The organism is Pseudomonas sp. R3-57, assembly GCF_051132065.1.
Lineage (GTDB): Bacteria > Pseudomonadota > Gammaproteobacteria > Pseudomonadales > Pseudomonadaceae > Aquipseudomonas.
This window is the reverse complement of sequence record NZ_CP071655.1, coordinates 1091354-1109434: the sequence shown is the minus strand read 5'-3', so window position 1 is coordinate 1109434 and position 18081 is coordinate 1091354. Positions and strand designations below refer to the sequence as shown.

General features: G+C 60.8%; 17 protein-coding genes and 1 riboswitch. Of the genes, 6 read left to right on the top strand and 11 right to left on the bottom strand.

The window, feature by feature from the left end:
- Nucleotides 1-2 precede the first annotated feature (2 nt).
- The 5 genes from J3P93_RS05190 to J3P93_RS05170 all read right to left on the bottom strand — a co-directional run bounded on the left by J3P93_RS05190 (nucleotide 3) and on the right by J3P93_RS05170 (nucleotide 9299).
- Nucleotides 3-2738: a LuxR C-terminal-related transcriptional regulator gene (locus J3P93_RS05190; protein WP_434595621.1), complete on the bottom strand. Its 2736-nt coding sequence runs from the start codon at nucleotides 2736-2738 to the stop codon at nucleotides 3-5.
- Nucleotides 2739-2914: 176 nt separating this feature from the next.
- Nucleotides 2915-4279: a DUF1329 domain-containing protein gene (locus tag J3P93_RS05185; RefSeq protein WP_090286162.1), complete on the bottom strand. Its 1365-nt coding sequence runs from the start codon at nucleotides 4277-4279 to the stop codon at nucleotides 2915-2917.
- 27 nt (nucleotides 4280-4306) lie between these two features.
- A complete protein-coding gene (locus J3P93_RS05180; RefSeq protein WP_434595619.1) occupies nucleotides 4307-6196 on the bottom strand; it encodes a DUF1302 domain-containing protein in 1890 nt (629 codons plus the stop codon).
- Nucleotides 6197-6533: 337 nt separating this feature from the next.
- Complete coding sequence (locus J3P93_RS05175; protein WP_434595617.1) at nucleotides 6534-8216, bottom strand: fatty acid--CoA ligase; 1683 nt, start codon at nucleotides 8214-8216, stop codon at nucleotides 6534-6536.
- A 453-nt stretch (nucleotides 8217-8669) separates the two neighbouring features.
- A complete protein-coding gene (locus tag J3P93_RS05170; protein WP_434595615.1) occupies nucleotides 8670-9299 on the bottom strand; it encodes a LysE family translocator in 630 nt (209 codons plus the stop codon).
- Nucleotides 9300-9390: 91 nt separating this feature from the next.
- On the opposite strand from J3P93_RS05170, the gene J3P93_RS05165 reads away from it, so the two are divergent.
- The 3 genes from J3P93_RS05165 (at nucleotide 9391) to J3P93_RS05155 (ending at nucleotide 12237) form a co-directional block, all read left to right on the top strand.
- The gene (locus tag J3P93_RS05165) at nucleotides 9391-10356 is read left to right on the top strand and encodes a 2-hydroxyacid dehydrogenase (protein WP_434595613.1); all 966 of its coding nucleotides are present in this window, start codon (nucleotides 9391-9393) and stop codon (nucleotides 10354-10356) included.
- A 33-nt stretch (nucleotides 10357-10389) separates the two neighbouring features.
- Nucleotides 10390-11388, top strand: coding sequence for a methyltransferase (locus J3P93_RS05160; protein ID WP_434595611.1), 999 nt, complete (start codon nucleotides 10390-10392; stop codon nucleotides 11386-11388).
- Between the two features lie 51 nt (nucleotides 11389-11439).
- Nucleotides 11440-11564: riboswitch (yybP-ykoY riboswitch) on the top strand.
- 88 nt (nucleotides 11565-11652) lie between these two features.
- Nucleotides 11653-12237 (top strand): TMEM165/GDT1 family protein, encoded by a 585-nt coding sequence (locus J3P93_RS05155; RefSeq protein WP_394506834.1) that lies wholly within the window; start codon nucleotides 11653-11655, stop codon nucleotides 12235-12237.
- Between the two features lie 100 nt (nucleotides 12238-12337).
- Here the strand turns inward: J3P93_RS05155 and J3P93_RS05150 are convergent, their stop codons facing one another.
- From J3P93_RS05150 to J3P93_RS05135, 4 genes are all read right to left on the bottom strand, one after another.
- The gene (locus J3P93_RS05150) at nucleotides 12338-13156 is read right to left on the bottom strand and encodes a M48 family metallopeptidase (RefSeq protein WP_434595609.1); all 819 of its coding nucleotides are present in this window, start codon (nucleotides 13154-13156) and stop codon (nucleotides 12338-12340) included.
- 474 nt (nucleotides 13157-13630) lie between these two features.
- Nucleotides 13631-14254 (bottom strand): SOS response-associated peptidase, encoded by a 624-nt coding sequence (locus J3P93_RS05145; RefSeq protein ID WP_434595607.1) that lies wholly within the window; start codon nucleotides 14252-14254, stop codon nucleotides 13631-13633.
- Nucleotides 14255-14290: 36 nt separating this feature from the next.
- The gene (locus J3P93_RS05140; protein ID WP_203419448.1) at nucleotides 14291-14551 is read right to left on the bottom strand and encodes a putative signal transducing protein; all 261 of its coding nucleotides are present in this window, start codon (nucleotides 14549-14551) and stop codon (nucleotides 14291-14293) included.
- Nucleotides 14552-14560: 9 nt separating this feature from the next.
- Nucleotides 14561-14743 (bottom strand): CPXCG motif-containing cysteine-rich protein, encoded by a 183-nt coding sequence (locus J3P93_RS05135; protein WP_332766007.1) that lies wholly within the window; start codon nucleotides 14741-14743, stop codon nucleotides 14561-14563.
- Nucleotides 14744-14884: 141 nt separating this feature from the next.
- Between J3P93_RS05135 and J3P93_RS05130 the strand changes: the two genes are divergently transcribed.
- Nucleotides 14885-16048, top strand: coding sequence for a 1-acyl-sn-glycerol-3-phosphate acyltransferase (locus tag J3P93_RS05130; RefSeq protein WP_434595604.1), 1164 nt, complete (start codon nucleotides 14885-14887; stop codon nucleotides 16046-16048).
- A gap of 60 nt (nucleotides 16049-16108) precedes the next feature.
- On the opposite strand, the gene J3P93_RS05125 is transcribed toward J3P93_RS05130, so the two are convergent.
- The gene (locus J3P93_RS05125) at nucleotides 16109-16387 is read right to left on the bottom strand and encodes a hypothetical protein (protein ID WP_090286189.1); all 279 of its coding nucleotides are present in this window, start codon (nucleotides 16385-16387) and stop codon (nucleotides 16109-16111) included.
- Between the two features lie 193 nt (nucleotides 16388-16580).
- Between J3P93_RS05125 and J3P93_RS05120 the strand changes: the two genes are divergently transcribed.
- Nucleotides 16581-16787 (top strand): hypothetical protein, encoded by a 207-nt coding sequence (locus J3P93_RS05120; protein ID WP_008083982.1) that lies wholly within the window; start codon nucleotides 16581-16583, stop codon nucleotides 16785-16787.
- A 193-nt stretch (nucleotides 16788-16980) separates the two neighbouring features.
- On the opposite strand, the gene J3P93_RS05115 is transcribed toward J3P93_RS05120, so the two are convergent.
- On the bottom strand, nucleotides 16981-17565 hold the full coding sequence (locus tag J3P93_RS05115) for a YajG family lipoprotein (RefSeq protein ID WP_008086137.1): 585 nt from the start codon (nucleotides 17563-17565) through the stop codon (nucleotides 16981-16983).
- A gap of 205 nt (nucleotides 17566-17770) precedes the next feature.
- Here J3P93_RS05115 and J3P93_RS05110 point away from each other — a divergent pair, with 205 nt between their 5' ends.
- The gene (locus J3P93_RS05110) at nucleotides 17771-18004 is read left to right on the top strand and encodes a hypothetical protein (RefSeq protein WP_090286191.1); all 234 of its coding nucleotides are present in this window, start codon (nucleotides 17771-17773) and stop codon (nucleotides 18002-18004) included.
- The last annotated feature ends 77 nt before the right edge of the window (nucleotides 18005-18081 follow it).

Here is an 18081-nt window from a genome sequence, read left to right as displayed (position 1 = left end):
GCCTAAATCAGCAGCCCCAGCTCTTTCGCTCGCGCCACCGCCTGCGTGCGCCGCTCGACACCCAGTTTGCTGTTGATATGGCTGGCATGGGTTTTCACGGTATGCAGCGAAATGAACAGTTGATCGCTGATTTCCTGATTGGAGCAGCCCTGGGCGATGAGGCGCAGTACGGCCAGTTCACGGCTACTGAGCTGCTCGGCGGTCGAATTTTCAGGCCCGGGCCGCACAACACCAACCGGCATGTGGCTGAGCAAATGCTGAGCGACGGAGGGCGAAGCGACCGCCATTAATTGACCGCGAACCCAGTCCGGATGATGTTCGATCAGTGCATCGAACGGCTGAAGCACGCCTCCACTCGCCGCTTCCAAGGCTTGCCACAGCGCTTTGCGGGCTTCCGGCTCACGGCCCACCGCCAGCGACAACGCCACTTTCTGCGTCAACGCCATAACACTGAGCAACTGCCGCCCGGTTTGCTGTCCGTTCTCATGCAGCATGTTCAACCGCCCTTCGGCGAGCGTCGGCTTTCCTTTAATGAGGTCCAGCAGCGCCTGTTGCAACTCAACATGCAACGGCAACTGCGGATGAAACTCCGGCGGTGCCGCCGCACGCTCGCCGGTATAGGTCTGCCCCAGCCGAGCGAGCCAGGCTTCGGCCAGATCGGTACGCCCCTGCGCCAGCCACAACTCGCATTTGACCAACGTGATCATTGCCAGATAGTAGATCGGCGGTACGTCCCAGATGTGCATCAGGCGTTCGGCTTCGGCGAGTTCGGCAAATGCCTTGGCGAATTCGCCACGACTGCCGTCCAGACGCGCAATCACGCAATGGCCGATCAACACGCTGATATCGCGACAGGCGCGCGCTTCGCCAAGGCCCGCCAGCAGGTGCACTCGCGCCGCGTCGGGCTGCATGCGCATCGCCAGCAGAAAACCTTCGTACAACGTCAGCCGCGCGCGCACCGCATACAAGCGTTGCGGCGACAGACCGCGCAAGCGTTCCAGGCCCTGATGCACTTCATCCAGCGCGCGCAGGATCTCGCCCCGCGACTGCAATACCCGCGCCCGGTCGTAATGCGCGAGCGCTTCGAACAGCGGATTGCCAACACGCTGCGCCAGTTCCAGAGACTCACGGTTGAGGCCGCGGGCGCGCCACAGGTCACCGTCGGCAATCGCCAGATTGGACAGGGTCGACAAACACATCAGCCGTTGCCCGTAACGTTTGGCCGGCAAGCTTTCCAGGGCCTCGGTGCAGTATCTGATCGTCAGCTCCCGATGGCCGCGCCCACGGGCAATGATCCCGCTCAACGCCAGCCATTGCGCCAGCATCGACTTCTGCGCAGTGGCCGAAGGCGCCGGCAAAAAGCGGCTCAGATGACTGGACAGCTCTTCGGCGGCATCGAGCTGACAGGCGAGCCCCAGTGCCCAGCTGTACAGAACAATCAGCCGCGGCGTGCTGATCAGCAGGCTGTCGGGCAAGTCCATTTTCCAGCGCAGCAGCATGCCGACGTTCTGCTCGGCGAGCAGTTGTTCCTCGGACAGGTTTTGCACCAGATTCGCCGCCACATCGAGGTGACCGGCGCGCAGTGCCTGTTCAACCGCCTCATCGAGCAGGCCCTGCGCATTGAACCAGCGACAGGCGCGCAAGTGCAGTGTCGCTGTCGGTACCAAGGCTTGCGTGGGAGGACGGCTGCGCAATAGGTCCGAAAATAAATGGTGATAACGGTACCAGTGACCATGCTCATCGAGCGGTACCAGAAACACCTGATGAGCCAGCAGGAAACGCAAGATCTCGGCGCTGTCATGGGCTTCGCGCACCGCGTCGCACAACTCGCTGCAAAAGCGCTCTTGCGGTGCGGTGTCATACAGGAATGCCTGCACCTCGGCCGGCAGGCAATCGATGACTTCTTCCAACAGATAATCGCGGATCAGCCCTTCCCCGCCGTTCAACGCTTGCGGCAATGCCGCCTCGCTGCCCGCCTCGGACACCGCCAGCAACCAGAAACGTAAACCGGCGACCCAGCCTTCGCTGCGCTGGATCAGGTTTTCCAACGCTTCGCCGCGCAGTGAAGTGCTGTGGCGATCGAGCAGCGCCAACGCTTCGTCGTGGGTCAGGCGCAGATCCTGTTCATGCAATTCGAGCAGCTGCCGCGACAGGCGCAGCCGCGCCAGATGCCAGTCCGGGCGCTGGCGGCTGGTGACCATGACCAGCAGACCATCGGGCAGATGATTGAGGAAAAACTGCAAGCAACGGTCGAGCACCGGGCCTTGGGCGAGATGATAATCATCGAGCACCAGCAATAACGGCGCGACGGGATCAAGGTGCAGCGCCAGCTCATCGAGCAGGCCGTCGAGCCATTCTTCGAAGGCGAACGGCTGATGGCGCTGACGCATTTTCAGCAGCCCGAGGGCACCGGCACCCAACGCTGGAAAGTAATCTTGCAAACCTTCGAGCAGACGCTCGAGAAAGCGCCCGGGATCACTGTCGCGCGCGCTCAATCCGAGCCACAGGCTTTGCCAGTGCGCCGGCAGACTCTGACAGAACTCCACCGCCAGCGAACTCTTGCCGAACCCCGCCGGAGCACTGACCAGCAGCAGGCGCCCGCCGAGCCCGGCTTGCAGGCGCTCGCACAGACGCGGTCGCAACACATAGCCGTCGGGCAGTGGAGGGCGGAAAAAACGCCCGTCCAATGCCGTGATGGCAACCTTTGCAGGACCCGGAAGCGGGGACAGATCAGTCATGGCCGGCTCTTGTTCGAATGGCGGTTGGCGGCGTTGCAGATGTCCGCAGCCTAGCCTTAATCGAACCGGTTATGAAGGTTGCTGCTACAAATGGCTACAAAAAGACTACAGACAAAAAAACGCCCCGAACCGGTCGGGGCGTTTTCACGAGGATGCGGCCTCGGGTTTACCGCGGTTTAGCGGACACCGTCCTGACGCAGAGCGGCCGGAGTAAAGTCGCTGGTGGTAGCGGTGAAGCCGAAGTCATACGCACTCTTCTCTTCGTTCTTCATGCCCAGTGCCAGATAGCGGCCGGACTGCAGGTCGTAGAGGGTTTCCAGGGCATACCACGGCACTTGCTTGTCGTAGTAGTTCTCGGCATGCGCCTCGGCGACGCGCCACAGTTGGCCACGACCGTCGTAGTGGTCGATCACCGCTGCCTGCCAGGTGTCTTCGTCAATGTAGAAGTCACGTTTGGCGTAGATGTGGCGCTGGCCTTCCTTCAGCGTCGCAGTCACATGCCAGACGCGGCGCAGCTCGTAACGCGCCAGGTCCTGGTTGATGTGGCCGGCCTTGATGATGTCCGAGTACTTCAGTTTCGGATCGTCGAGCTTGTAGCTGTCGGAGGCGATGTACATCTCCTTCTTGCCTTCGAGCTTCCAGTCGTAGCGATCCGGGGCACCGTTGTACATGTCGAGGTTGTCGGACGTACGCAGGCCGTCCGCTGCGGTACCCGGACCGTCATAGGACACTTGCGGTGCGCGGCGCACACGACGCTGGCCGGCGTTGTAGACCCACGCCGAACGTGGCTCTTTAACCTGGTCGAGGGTTTCGTGCACCAGCAGTACGCCACCGGCCAGACGTGCCGGCGCGGTCACTTTCTGCTTGAAGTAGAACAGGATGTTGCCCGGGTTCGCCGGATCGTAATCCTTCATCTTGTCGCGGAACACGAACTGGTCCTGGAAGTACACCAGGCTGTACGAGCCGTTCGGCTGCGGCGTGGCCTGGGTCACCAGACGGGTCACGCTGCCGCCGCGATAGCGGGTGATGTGGTTCCAGATCACTTCCACGCCGGTTTTCGGAATCGGGAACGGCACGGCGGTATCGAAGTTTTCCAGACCGTTGCCGCCGGACACCAGATTGGTGCTGGTGGCGTTCTTCTTGATGGCCGCGAACACATTATCCGGCACGGTGGCGCCGCGATGGGACGGGTAGACCGGCATCTTGAAGGTTTCCGGGTAACGCTTGAACATCGCGTACTGGCCCGGTGCAAGCTTGTCCTTGTACTTGTCGGCATCCTTGGCGGTGATGGTGAACAGCGGCTGCTCGCTGGCGTAAGGGTTGGACAGGAAGCCCTTGCTGTCGACACTGCCGGCATTCTTCGGCAGTGGCTTCCAGGCCGGGATCGAACCGTCGGCGTTACCGGCCATTTCCGCGCCCATCGGCGTCAGACTTTTACCCAGCTTGTCGGCTTCAGCGGCAGGCACGGCGGCCATGACGCTGGTTGCCAGCAGCGACAGACCCAGAACACCGGCGTGGAACAGACTCTTTGTTATTTTCATAAATTCGTTCGTCCTGAAATGCAGTGCTTAGAAGTTCACGCCGAAGCTGAGCGCAACGAAGTCGCGGTCATCCACGGTGGTGTACTTGCCGTCGAAGAAGTTGGTGTAAGCCAGGCTCGCGGTGTAGGTGTTCTGGTACTCGGCATCGACGCCCAGGCTGACCGCCTTGCGACCTTCCTCGAAGTTGCCGCCAGGGCCTGGCGAGTAACCGCTGACGTCGTGGGACCAGGCCACGTTCGGCTTGAGGTTCACACCGGCGAACACGTCGTTGTATTCCCAGATGGCGCGACCGCGGTAGCCCCACGACATCGACGTGGTGAAACCATCGTTGTCACAGTTGCGGCTGCGGTTGTTCTGCGGCGACCCCGGGCCTGCACCGTTGATGGTGCTGGCGTTGAGGATGTTGGCGCAGGTGTTGGCAGTGCCAGTGGCTGGCAATTCACCCGGACCGTAGACCGGGTCGCGGCCATAACGCATGTCGGAACGGCTCTCCAGCCCGCCGACGTAGGTCGCACCGACTTCACCGACGAGGGTCAGACGGCTGGCGCCCATGACCTGATCGAAGAAGTGCGTGAAGGTCGTCTGGATCTGGGTGATTTCCTTGCGCTCGTAACCGTGCAGATCCTGACCCGGTACGCCGGTGAGCAGCGAAGCGTTGGTCAGCGCGCCGCCCAGTGGACGTACACCAGCAAACAGAATGTCGGTGGAGTTCAGCTGCACCGGTGCGTTCGGACGGTAGCTGATCTCACCGCTCCACGCCGTACCGGTAGGCAGGGTGGTGGAGAAGCTCAGGCCGTAGAGGCGAATGTCTTCAGGGTATTCAATGAAGTATTGCGAGTTGCCGGCTACCAGCAGTGGTGCGAGTGCGGCAAACGGGCCCGGCAAGCCGGCAGCGGTGTTGTAGACCGATTGCGGTGCACCGGTGGCGCTGAAGATCGGCGCACGGCTGTGGTAGTTCATGAAGTAGGCGCCGAACTCGGTGTCGAGTGGCTCGAACATGTACTTAAGGGATGCCCCCCACTGACCGCTGTCGCGGGCATCGCGATCCGGGCCACGGCGCACCAGCACGCCTTCCTGGTTGACATCGACGCCTGCGCCCGCCAAAGGCCCAAGGGCAATGGCTGGAATCTGCGAACGCTTGTTCAGCACGCGCAGGTTGCTGTCGCAACCGTCGGCCACGATATCCGGCTGCGAGAAGAACGTGCCGCAGTTGTCGACGACGGTCTGGTCCCATTCCAACTGATAGAAAGCTTCGGCGGAAAGGTTGTCGGTCAGGCTCTGCGAGACGTAGAACATGTTGACCGGAATCAGGCCTTCCTTGATCTCGGCGCCGGGACGACGGAATGCGGAAACGTCGATCGGGTTGATCGAGTTGATGCCGCCGCCGATGAAGGTGCTTTCACCCCAGCTGACCACTTGCTTGCCCAGACGCACGGAGCCCGGCTGATCGGCAATCGCATAGTTGTGGTAGACGAAGGCGTCGAGAATCTGCCCGCCGGAGGACTTGGCGCCCTCTTTGCGATTGCTGTCGCTGATGTCCTTGAACTCGCGGCTTTCATCCTTGAGTTCGAAGTCGTACCAGTATTTGCCACGGACGAACACGCCGGTGTCGCCGTACTTCAGTTCAAGGTCATGGATACCCTTGAAGATTTTCGAGAAGGTTTCGCCGCTCTTGAAGTTGGCGTGGCCGTCATCGGAGGTTTGCGACAGGCCGCGGCCACCGTTGTTGACGCCGATGAGGTTCTTGTTCGGGCTCTGAGTAGACCAACTGGCACCGATCGACAGGGACGAGTCGAACTGGCCTTCGATTTCACCGACGTTGAAACTGACGCCGAATGCGGGCCCGGCGAGCGAGGAGGCAAGACTGACTGCCAGAGGCAGTTTCGCCCGGCGCCAGAACTGGTTTACTGAGGTCATCGACGCTACTCCATGTGCATTATTGTTATGGCAGTGAGTACTTTCAAAAACGCTGTGAAGGGCCGGAAGCCAAGGCTGCCCGAAACCGCTTCAAAGTTGCTCGCCCCAATCAGTGCGTGTGCTCCGTTTTCAAAAAGTCCTTGAGCGGACTATAGCCAGCAGGGGGTACTGCTTGATCCCTCTAAAGTGTGATTTGCAGTCGCCAACCACTCTGGAACAGTCCTTTCGCCAGTCCGACACAAGTCGGCACGGCAAGGATGGCTGATTTTTTCGATTTCACAAGCCAAGCGCTTGCTCGGTGGGTCTGGCGCGCCGGTTTCGGCGCGCCAGCGGACACTCAAAGTGTCGAAAGGAAGGTGCTGTTGCTGGCTTGCCATTCGCTGATGTCGAGGCGGATGCGCTTCTTGTCGAGCTTGCCGACACTGGTCTTGGGAATTTCGGTAACAAGGGCAATCTGACTCGGGATCGCCCACTTGCTCAGGTGCCCCAGTTCGACAAATGGCTTGAGGTGTTCCTTGAGCTCGCGCGCGCCAATCTCATGGCCTTCGCGAATCACCAGCAGGGCAAACGGGCGCTCGCCCCACTGCGGATCGGCAATCCCCACCACTGCTACTTCGCGTACCGCGACATGACGGCTGATCAGGTCTTCGAGGTCGAGTGACGAGATCCACTCGCCGCCGGTCTTGATCACGTCCTTGATGCGGTCGCGAATGTCGATCACGCCCATGCTGTCGAGTGTGGCGACGTCACCGGTGTGCAGCCAGCCGCCGCTCCAGAGTTCGGCGCCCTTCTGTGGCTCGTTGAAATAACCCTCGGTGAGCCATGGCGCCCGCAGCACCAGTTCGCCCTGGGTTTCGCCGTCGGCCGGGAGAAAGTTGCCCTCGCCATCGACAATCGCCGCTTCCACCAACGGCCCCGGCACACCGGCCTTGATCCGGTAAGTGGTGCGTTCGTCTTCAGTGCCGGCCATCAGCTCATCGTTGAGGTGCGCGCACGACACCAGCGGCCCGGTTTCCGACATGCCGTACGCTGCCGTCAGCTGGATGCCCCGGGCCTTGGCGTTTTCGTACAGGGAGCGATTGAGCGCACTGCCGCCGATGACAATCTTCCAGCCGCCGAAATCGGTGTTTTGTGCGCCTTTGGCATTGAGCAGCATTTGCAGGATGGTCGGCACGCAGTGCGAGAAAGTCACTTTCTCCTTGCGCCACAATTCGACCAGAAACTCCGGGTCGTAACGCCCCGGATAAACCTGTTTAAGCCCGAGCATGGTTGCCACGTATGGCAAGCCCCAGGCATGTACGTGAAACATTGGGGTGATCGGCATGTACACATCGCTGGTACCGAGCAGACGCACGCTGTCGATCGAGCCCATGATCGTCGACACGCCGATGGTGTGCAGGACCAGTTGCCGATGGGTGAAATACACGCCCTTGGGATTACCGGTAGTGCCGGTGGTGTAGAACGTGGTCGCGACGGAGTTTTCGTCGAAGTCCTGAAAGTCGTATTGCGGACTCGCAGCAGCCAGCAATTGCTCGTATTCGCCGACCAGGTTTGGCAGCTCGGCGGTTTTTTCCGGCAGATCGGTCAACAGCAGGGTTTTCTCGACCGTGGTCAGTTGCGGCGCGATCGCCTGGTACAAGCCGACGAACTCGCTGTTGACCAGCACGAAGCGGTCTTCGGCGTGGTTCATCGTGTAGAGAATCTGCTCCGGCGACAGGCGCACGTTGATGGTGTGGATCACCGCGCCGATCATCGGGATCGCGAACATGCATTCCAGATAACGATGGCTGTCCCAGTCCATCACCGCCACCGTGTCACCGGCCTTCACACCCGCCGCCGTCAGCACGTTGGCCAGCCGTGCGACGCGCTCGATCAGCGTCGGGTAGCTGTAGCGCAACTGGTCACGGTAGACGATCTCGCGGGTCTTCTCGTACCGGGCGCCGGACATCAGCAGCCGTTTGATCAGCAATGGATACTGGTAGGCCCCGTCGGCCGGGGGAATGACGCGAGTCTGCAACATAAGAATCCCTTTTCTGACTGCACGGTGTTGGCGGAGAGCTTTGTACTCTAGTGCGCCTGCATGACAGTCAAATCAGCCAAAGGAATGATTTGCACAGCCGTACAAATACTAGCTTTGCGCCAGCATCCGGTGACTGAATCAGAGGCCATGCGAACCGAGCGGTGGGCAAGACTGTGAGAGCGGCAGCAAAAGGTTGCTTCGCCTGACGAAAATCTGAACCGCTCCAAAAGCCCCTCACCCTAGCCCTCTCCCAGAGGGAGAGGGAACTGACCGAGTTGTGCTGGGCCAAACGCCGACCTGAAGGACCGAGGCGATTGTGGGTTCGGAAAAAGTCGTTCACGTCGGCGTATTTCTCCAACTTCCCCCAATCGGTCCCCTCTCCCTCGGGAGAGGGCCAGGGTGAGGGGCTACCGTCTGCCTGGCGCCTTGAATCTCGAATCAATCACCCGCCACTCAGTGCATCTCGGTCAACGCGATTTTCACGCCGAGAGCAATCAGCACCGCGCCCATGGTGCGGTCGAACCAGTGGCCCATGCGGGCGAAACCGGCACGCACGCGGTGCTGGCTGAAAAGCATCGCCACCAGGCAAAACCAGATTGCGGTGGCCACAGCCAGGTAAACGCCGTAACCGGCCTGCACCGCCAAAGGTGTGTGCGGGTTGATCACTACGGTAAACAGCGACAGGAAAAACAGCGTGGCTTTCGGGTTCAGGCCGTTAGTCACGAACCCCGAAGTAAAGGCTCCACGCGCGGTGCGCAAACCCGCTTCCTTGTGCAGATCATCCGTCACTGTTTTCGCCGGTTGCGCCCGCAACGCCTTGAAGCCGATGTACAGCAGATACGCCGCTGCCGCCCATTTCAAGGCGTTGAACAGCACGATCGATTGCGACACGATCAGGCCGATGCCCAGCAGCGAATAACCGACGTGCAGGAAAATCGCCGTGCCGACACCCAGTGCCGTCCACGTACCGGCGCGACGACCGTGGGTCACGCTCTCGCGCACCACCACGGCAAAGTCCGGGCCGGGGCTGGCGACGGCCAGCAGGTGGATCAGTGCAACGGTCAAGAACTCGGTCCAGTACATGGGGGCTCCTTTCGGCCAGGCGTATCAATTTGTTTCATCTGGTAGGCTCGGCAGAGTACGCCCTACGCTCTTCGCACAAAAGGTACAGTTGATGACGAACACGCACCGCGCGGTATTCCTCGATCACCCGTCGCTGGATCTCGGCGACCTCGACCTCAATCCACTGCGCGACTGCTTCAGCGATCTGCAGCTGTTCGCCCAGACCACGCCGCAGCAGGTTGCCGAACGCCTGCAGGGCGCCAGCGTGGCGATCACCAACAAAGTCGTGATCGACGCGGCGGCCATGGCGGCCAATCCACAATTGAGATTGATCCTGATCAGCGCCACCGGCACCAATAATGTCGATCTCGCCGCCGCCCGCGCGCAAGGCATCACGGTGTGCAACTGCCAGGGTTACGGCACGCCGTCGGTGGCGCAGCACACGATCATGCTGTTGCTCAACCTCGCCACACGTCTGGCCGACTATCAGAAAGCCGTCGGCGAGGGTCGTTGGCAGCAGGCGAAGCAGTTCTGCCTGCTCGACTATCCGATCGTCGAACTGCAAGGCAAAACCCTCGGCCTGCTCGGTCACGGTGAACTCGGTAGCGCGGTTGCGCGGCTGGCCGACGCGTTCGGCATGCGCGTGCTGCTCGGGCAGATTCCCGGGCGCCCTGCCCGCCCGGATCGCTTGCCGCTGGATGAACTGCTGCCGCAAATCGACGCCCTGACCCTGCACTGCCCGCTCAATGAACACACGCGCCACTTCATCGGTGCGCGTGAATTGAGCTTGATGAAACCCGGTGCGTTCGTGGTCAACACTGCACGCGGCGGCCTGATCGATGAGCAGGCGCTGGCCGACGCCCTGCGCAACGGGCACCTCGGCGGCGCGGCGACGGATGTGCTGAGTGTCGAGCCGCCAGCTCAGGGGAATCCGCTGCTGGCGAACGACACTCCACGCTTGATCGTCACCCCGCACAACGCCTGGGGCAGCCGCGAAGCACGCCAGCGCATCGTTGGCCAACTCAGTGAAAACGCACAGGCGTTCTTCAGCGCTAAGGCGCTGCGGGTCGTCAGTTGATAAACTGCGGCACTTTTTTTTCGAGGAGCAGTTATGGATCCGCGCAGTGAAGTACTGCTTCGTCAGCCCGAATGGTTTCAAGGTTCGCTGTTGCTCGCCGGTTTGCCCGCCGACGATTTGCTCGGGCGCCTGCCGAATGCCTTTGGCTGGTGCTGGCACGCCGGCGATCAAGCCGCGCTGGACGCCCGTTTTGAGGGCCGCAGCGATTTTGGCGTGAACGTCCCCGAGCGCGAATTCGACAGCGCCGTGGTGTTTCTACCCAAGTCCAAGGATTTGACCGATTACATTCTCAACGCCGTCGCCTCGCGCCTGGCGGGTCGGGAGGTGTTTCTGGTCGGGGAAAAACGCAGCGGCATCGAAGGTGCGGCGAAACAGCTCAACCCGTTCGGCAAACCACGCAAGCTCGACAGCGCGCGGCATTGCCAGCTCTGGCAGGTCACCGTGGCCAACGCGCCTGAAACCAAATCACTGGAAAGCCTGGCGCAGACCTACGAACTGCCGTTGGCCGAAGGACCGTTGAAGGTCATCAGCCTGCCGGGGGTGTTCAGCCACGGTCGTCTCGATCGCGGCAGCGCCCTGTTGCTGGAGCATCTGGACAAGCTGCCAAGCGGCCATTTGCTCGACTTCGGTTGCGGCGCCGGCGTGCTCGGCGCGGCGGTCAAACGTCGCTATCCGCACAATCAGGTGACGTTGCTCGATGTCGATGCGTTCGCCGCCGCCAGCAGCCGTCTGACCCTCGCCGCCAATGGCCTCGAAGCCGAGGTGCTGACCGGTGACGGCATCGATGCTGCGCCGATGGGTTTGAGCGCGATTCTGAGCAACCCGCCGTTCCATGTCGGCGTGCACACGGATTATTTCGCTACCGAGAACTTGCTGCGAAAAGCGGCGAAACATCTGAAAAACGGCGGCGAACTACGCTTGGTGGCGAACAGCTTCCTGAAGTACCAGCCGTTGATCGAAGAGCACTTGGGCGTCTGTGCAATCAAGGCCGAAGGCAATGGTTTTCGGATCTATCGGGCCAAGCGCAGCTAAAGCCGCTCTGAAAAAAAGTCGCTTGCCCAATCGGATTTGCCTAGGCAGAATCCGCTCCGTCCTAGGGGAGTAGTCTCCCACGAGCGCCAAGCTCGTCCGGCATACGTCAACATACTTGATCCTCAGATCATGGCGTATGCGACCCAAGCGTCCGCAACAGACGGATCGCAGGGTTTGACAAGACCTATGACACGCACACCTTACCCGGGGCGGGAAGGCTGTACGTGTCATAGCCGTGTCGACCCGCCCCTTAGGAAATCCCTGATGCTGGACTCGTTACTCGTTCCCACCGCAATCGTTGCCTTGGCCGAAATCGGCGACAAGACGCAACTGCTCGCGCTGATACTTGCCGCTCGCTTCCGCAAACCCTGGCCGATCATTGCCGGGATTGTCGCCGCGACGCTGGCCAACCACGCGGCTGCCGGTGCGGTGGGTGCCTGGTTCGGCAGTTTCTTCTCTGACAGCGTCCTGCACTGGATTCTCGCCGCCAGCTTCGCCGCCACGGCATTGTGGACGCTGGTGCCGGACAAGCTCGATGACGATGAAGCCAGCACCGCGCGCAAGTTCGGCCCGTTCCTGACCACGTTGATTGCGTTCTTCCTCGCCGAAATCGGCGACAAGACCCAGATCGCCACGGTGATGCTCGCCGCGCAGTATCCGGAATTGTGGCTGGTGATCATCGGCACCACCGTGGGCATGCTGATTGCCAACGTGCCGGTGGTACTGGCGGGTAATTTTGCAGCGGACAAACTGCCACTGACCTTGATCCGTCGCCTGGCGGCTTCGGCGTTTTTCATTCTGGCGATTGTCGCGGTGTACAAAGCGATGCAGAGCAGCGGATGGGTTTGAGGCAGCTACAAGCTCTCAGCTGCAAGCTTCAAGAGAAAGCTGCAAGCCAAGCGATCTGCTTTGACTTGTAGCTTGCCGCTCGAAGCTTGCCGCTGCTTTATCAGGATTTGGGAGCTTTTTCGTAGAGTGGCATGACCTTCGGAATCGCTGCCTGCAACGCGGCGATCCGGCTGGTCGAGGCTGGGTGGGTGCTCATGAACTCCGGCGGCGAACCTTCCGAAGCCTTGCTCATCTTGTCCCACAGGGTGATCGCGGCATTCGGGTTGTAACCGGCGCGGGCGGCCAGTTCCAGGCCGATCAGGTCGGCTTCGTTTTCATTGGCGCGGCTGTTGGGCAGGGTCATGCCGTAGTTGGCCACAGTGTCGGCCAGCGCCAGGCTGTCCTGACCCAGACCGAACAACGCACCGGCGCCCTGCTTGGCCATCTCGATGCCATAAGCCTTGGACATCGCTTCACGACCGTGCTCGCGCAGGGCGTGGGCGATTTCATGGCCCATGACTGCGGCGATTTCGTCATCGGTCAGCTTCAGGCTGTCGATCAGCCCGGTGTAGAAAATGATCTTGCCGCCGGGACCGCAGTTGGCGTTGAGCTCGTCGCTCTTGATCAGGTTGACTTCCCACTGCCACTGCGCCGCATCCGGACGGAAGTTCGGCGCCTGGGCGATCAAGCGGTTGGCAATCGCTTGCACTCGCTTGGCCTCGGGGCTGGTCTTGTCCAGCACACCTTTGCTGGATGCCTCGCCGACAGTCTTCTGATAGGACTGGGCGTACATCTGGTCGACCTCTTGTGCCGACAGCATGCTGAACATGTACTGCTTGCGCTCCACCCCGACGGCGCCGCCGCTGGTGGTGTTGACCGACTGACAACCGGCCAGCAACAGCGCTGCGCTCAGTGCACCAACAACCAATGTCTTGTTCATTGAAAAGCTCCCTGAAAACCTGTGGCGTATCCTAGGCGGGTAATTGTATCGATGCCAGATACAAAGGATAGGTTGAAGCGACTTTCAGACATTTCCCGAAGCGTAATGTCGCGAAAAAAAATAACGGCCACTGCCGGAGATGATCACCCACGCGGAGTCGGTGCTCAACGCCATGAACACGCAGAGCGCGGTGGCCAATGAAGGGCGGGCGGCGCGGAGATGAATCGAGTTCGGCGAGTGCGGAGTTGACCAAACTGGCGGAGCAGCAGCGGCGAGAGCCCCCTCACCCTAGCCCTCTCCCGGAGGGAGAGGGGACTGATCGGGGGATATTGACGATATACGCCGACTTGTATGCATTTCACCGAATCCATAATCGCCACGACTTTTCAGGTCGACTCAAGCCGCAAGACACCTCGGTCAGCTCCCTCTCCCTCTGGGAGAGGGCTGGGGTGAGGGGCTCTTGATCTACACGCTTCAGCCGGGCGTCAAACACTCCGGCCCATTCAACTTCGGATCATTCACCAGATTCGCCAACACCCGCTCGCGCAACGCCGCCGGCTCACTGGCGAGCAAGCCCTGCAACACGTGCAGCGGTGTTTCCGGATCAAGCCATGCCCCCTGCCCCGCCTCATCGAGAATCAACGGCCGGCGCTGACTGGCCGCCGGCTGGGTAATGACTGCAGTACTCAGCCAGACCTGCTCCTGCACCGGATACGCCTCCCAGATCGCCGCAAAAAACAGCGATGAGCCCTCGCCCGGCGTCAGCCAGAACGGACGTTTGCGCTGGGTACCGCGCCATTCGTAAAAACCGTTGGCCGGCAGCAGGCAACGGCGCAAGCGCAGCGCTTCGCGGAACATCGGTTGCTCGGCCACGGTTTCGGCGCGGGCATGGGCCGGGGTTTTCGACAAATCGGTCAGCCACCGCGGCGTCAGCCCCCAACGCGCGCGGGCCAGGGTGCGCCCGCCGTCTTCACCGGCGCGCAGCATCAGCACTGAATCATTGGGGGAAATGTTCCACTGCGCCTGCTGATCGGCGGGAAAACCTGGCAGGGCCGCGAAGTCGCGATTCCAGCGAAACAGGGCATAACGTCCACACATGGGGCAACACGACTCTGAAAGAAAACCGACGCCAGCCTAACAGACCAGCGTACCGGGATAGCTCTCCGGTTCATCGCCGGGCAGCGGTAGCGCGGCATTGTACGCGGTGATCAACTCACGGGCGTATTCGGCCTGATCGTTATCCACCGACAGCCCCAACAGCCCGAAAATCGGCAGCTCGCCCGTGCCACCGAGCAGATCGCGGCCGCTCAGGTGCGCCTCGATGCCTTCGCTGGCGAGCATGCCCTTGAGCATTTCGCCTTCCATCAGGCTGGCCGGTTCGTAGATTCGCTGCATGGGCGCCCCTCATTCATTTTCGCTGAAGACTTCCAGGTGCCATTCATCTTCATGCACCTGCAAAACAAAGGTGATCGGCCGGCAGCACACCTGACAGTCTTCTATGTAAGTCTGATCGCCAGCGGACAGATCCAGCGTCGTTTCGACTTCTTCACCGCAATACGGACATTCGTACACTGCATCTTCCAGCATCGCGGTCTCCCAAGTGACTTGTGCGTATAATCGCCGGTCTATTGGCAGGGCTATTGGTGTCTGGCTATTTTTCAGACCGTGCCCCGCGGGTTTTCGATCAAACCCTTTACTTACCCTAGCCGTTTCCAACAAGAGAGCATGATGGGCGAATTCGATGCCATCCGACCTTACGACGACAGCGAAGTACCCGTGGTACTGGCAAGACTGCTCGGCGACAAGGCGTTTCTAGATATCCTCACCCACTTCCGCTTCCCGCGTTTTGCCGGTGCCTTCGGCTGGATGCTCAAACCTCTTATAGCGCATCGGCTGCGTCGTGAGTTCGCCGACGTGGTTTCGGTGGCGACTTTGCAGGACAAGATCGAGTCTTACGTCGATCACACCATCGAGCGCGCCACCGACGGCGTGACCTACACCGGGGTCGAGCAATTCAAGTCCGGCAGCGCTTACCTGTTCATCGCCAACCACCGCGACATCGTCATGGACCCGGCCTTCGTCAACTACGCGGTGTACCACGCTGGCCTGCCGACGCCGCGTATCGCGATTGGCGACAACCTGCTGCAGAAGCCCTTCGTCAGCGACCTGATGCGCTTGAACAAGAGCTTTATCGTGCATCGTTCGATCACCGGTCGACGCGAGAAAATGGCCGCGTATCAGCTGCTGTCGGCGTACATCAACCACTCGATCCGCAACGATTGCGCCTCGATCTGGATCGCCCAAGCGGAAGGTCGGGCGAAGGACGGCGACGACCGCACCGAGTCGGCGATCCTCAAGATGTTCCACATGAGCCGCAAGGACGAACCGTTCGGCGAAGTGATCCGCTCGCTCAATGTCACGCCGGTGTCGATCAGCTATGAATACGACCCGTGCGATCAGGCCAAGGCCCGCGAGCTGTACATCCGCGCCACCACCGGCACTTACTGCAAAGCGCCGGGCGAGGATGACGTGAGCATCGCCAAGGGCATCACCGGCTACAAGGGCCGCGTGCACATCAACTTCGCCGCGCCGATCACCGAGGTCTACGAAGACACCAAGCAATTGGCGACCGAGATGGACAAGCAGATTCTCGGCGGTTACCGCTTGTTCCCGGTGCATTACCTGGCGTACGCGCAGTGGGCTGACGCTGATCCGCAACTGAATGTGCCGAAGGCTTCCGAGGTGTTCCCGGCCGACGAACTGGCCAAGGCGCAGGAAGAATGGCAGAGCCGGCTGGACGCCTGCCCCGCGGAGCATCGTCCGTATCTGGTGCTGCAATACGCGACGCCGGTGCGCAATCAGTACCGGGTCAAAGCTGGATTGCCGTTGTAAGCAGTCTGAGCCAGACACAAAAACGGCGCCTGCGGGCGCCGTTTTTCATGCCTGAACGAGTCAGAAACGCGTGCTGATCCACGACACCAGCAAGGCCAGGCCCAGGCAGGCAAAACCGAAACGATAGAAAAAGCGGTTCATGCGCAAGGTCGCCCAATCGAGCAGCGGCTCGGCATTCGGCTGCGCCTGACGCTGGGCGGCGAGGCTGGCCTGCGCGCGTTGTTCACGACGGCGAGTGGCGTGCAGCAACCAACTGCCGGGAAACGCCAGCAGCAGCGCCAGCAAATTGATCAATTTGGCGGGATGGGCGGTAAACAGTGTCATCAAGTGCAGCGACATCACAGACCTCAATCTAGACCGGTTCGGCAGACGCCAGACCGACGACCGCGGCGCGGATTCTACCCAAACCCGAGCGCCCTGCCCCAGCCTTTGCGACAAATAACCTGACAATCGACCGATGGCTGTCCTGTGTCACGGCTTCGTCATGTGGATGCTGCACCCTGCGTGCCTCAAAACCTCAATGGATTGCACCATGCTGCACGCGGAAAACCAGGATCGCCTGTACCTCATCACGCCTTACGACGAACAGCAAAGTCTGGTCGGCAGCCTCGCGTTCAACGTGCAGGATCGGCATTGGCTGGTGTATTGCGCACTGGGCGGGCACCAGCATGCGGATTTGCCCGAGACTGACTTGCTGACTGGAGTGAGCGTGCTCGACTTTTATTCGCAGGCTGCCTGAAACACCGCAGATCCCCTGTAGGAGTGAGCCTGCTCGCGAAGCGTCTTGTCAGCCAGCATCAATGTTGCCGACAGACCGCGATCGCGAGCAGGCTCACTCCTACAAGGGATGGTGTTGCGTCAGAATTATCGACATCCATAAATAAAGCCCGGAAACCATCACTGGCCCCGGGCTTTTTCACATCGCTGGAAATTTACTCGGCGAGTACCTGCCCCACCGTCGGATCCTTGAACAGACGCGTCAACGCATCACTCAACACATCGCTGACCAGTTTGGTATTGGTTTCCTGGTTCGGCGCCATACCGAAGCGCTGGTCCAGCGAAGCGCCGTAGCGACCGCTGTAGCGGCGGTTGGCGTTTTGCACGTCGGAGCGGAAGGTCGCGCCGATGGTCGCTTCGGTGACGTACATGCCTTCCTTCGGCGACTGATATTTCAGCTCGGCCAGGGTCACGGTCAGCTGGGGTGCGTTCGGCGCGTTGTTGGTCGGGGTGAAGCCGAGCAGACGCACGGCGGCCTCAGCCTGAGCCTGCAACTTGGGCAGGATCTGCTCGCGCTGCACGGTGATGGCGCTGGTTTCCGGGTACAGGCCGCCACGGGTGCCGAGGGTTGGCGACGGACGACCGTCGACCACGCGCACGACAACCGGCTGGCCACGGCCGACCGCTGGCAGTTGCGTGGTCAGCTTCGGCTCCGGGTTCAGTTGTTGCGGGCTGTGGGCGCAACCGGCCAGGGTCAAACCGGCCACAGTGATCAAACCGAACAACAGGCGTTGCAACATGCTCTTCTCTCCAGAATCAGGCACAAACAGGCCGGCAGTATAGCGGTGGGCCACTGCGGGTAACCAGCGCCGCACAGTGAATACTGAAATGTCTGACAAACCCCGTCGAAAGCGGTTCCTGTCACAGATTCTTCACCGTCCATACACCACGACGTCACGGCTTGAGGCCAAGCTTCACCTCAGTCCCCCAACAAGGTACTCAGCCATGCGTTATCTGATCTCATTGTTCGCCCCTCGCCCGCTGCATCGCTGCTTTGCCCTGCTCGACCGCAACGGCCACTGCCAGGCCTTCAAGCAGTGCAGCTTGCAACCGATGGGCGACGGTTGGGTGGAAATCGAAGAAATCCGCCTCAACTGGTTGCACCAGCCACTGCCGGCCAGCGCCCGCGTCATAGCGTCGCAGCCTCGCACACGAGTACAGGCGATGTTGAGCATCTGACCGGATGCCTAATAAAAGTCATTAAACACGAGCAACTGCGCGCATTTCTTCGCTACAATCTCCCCCCGATTATAAGG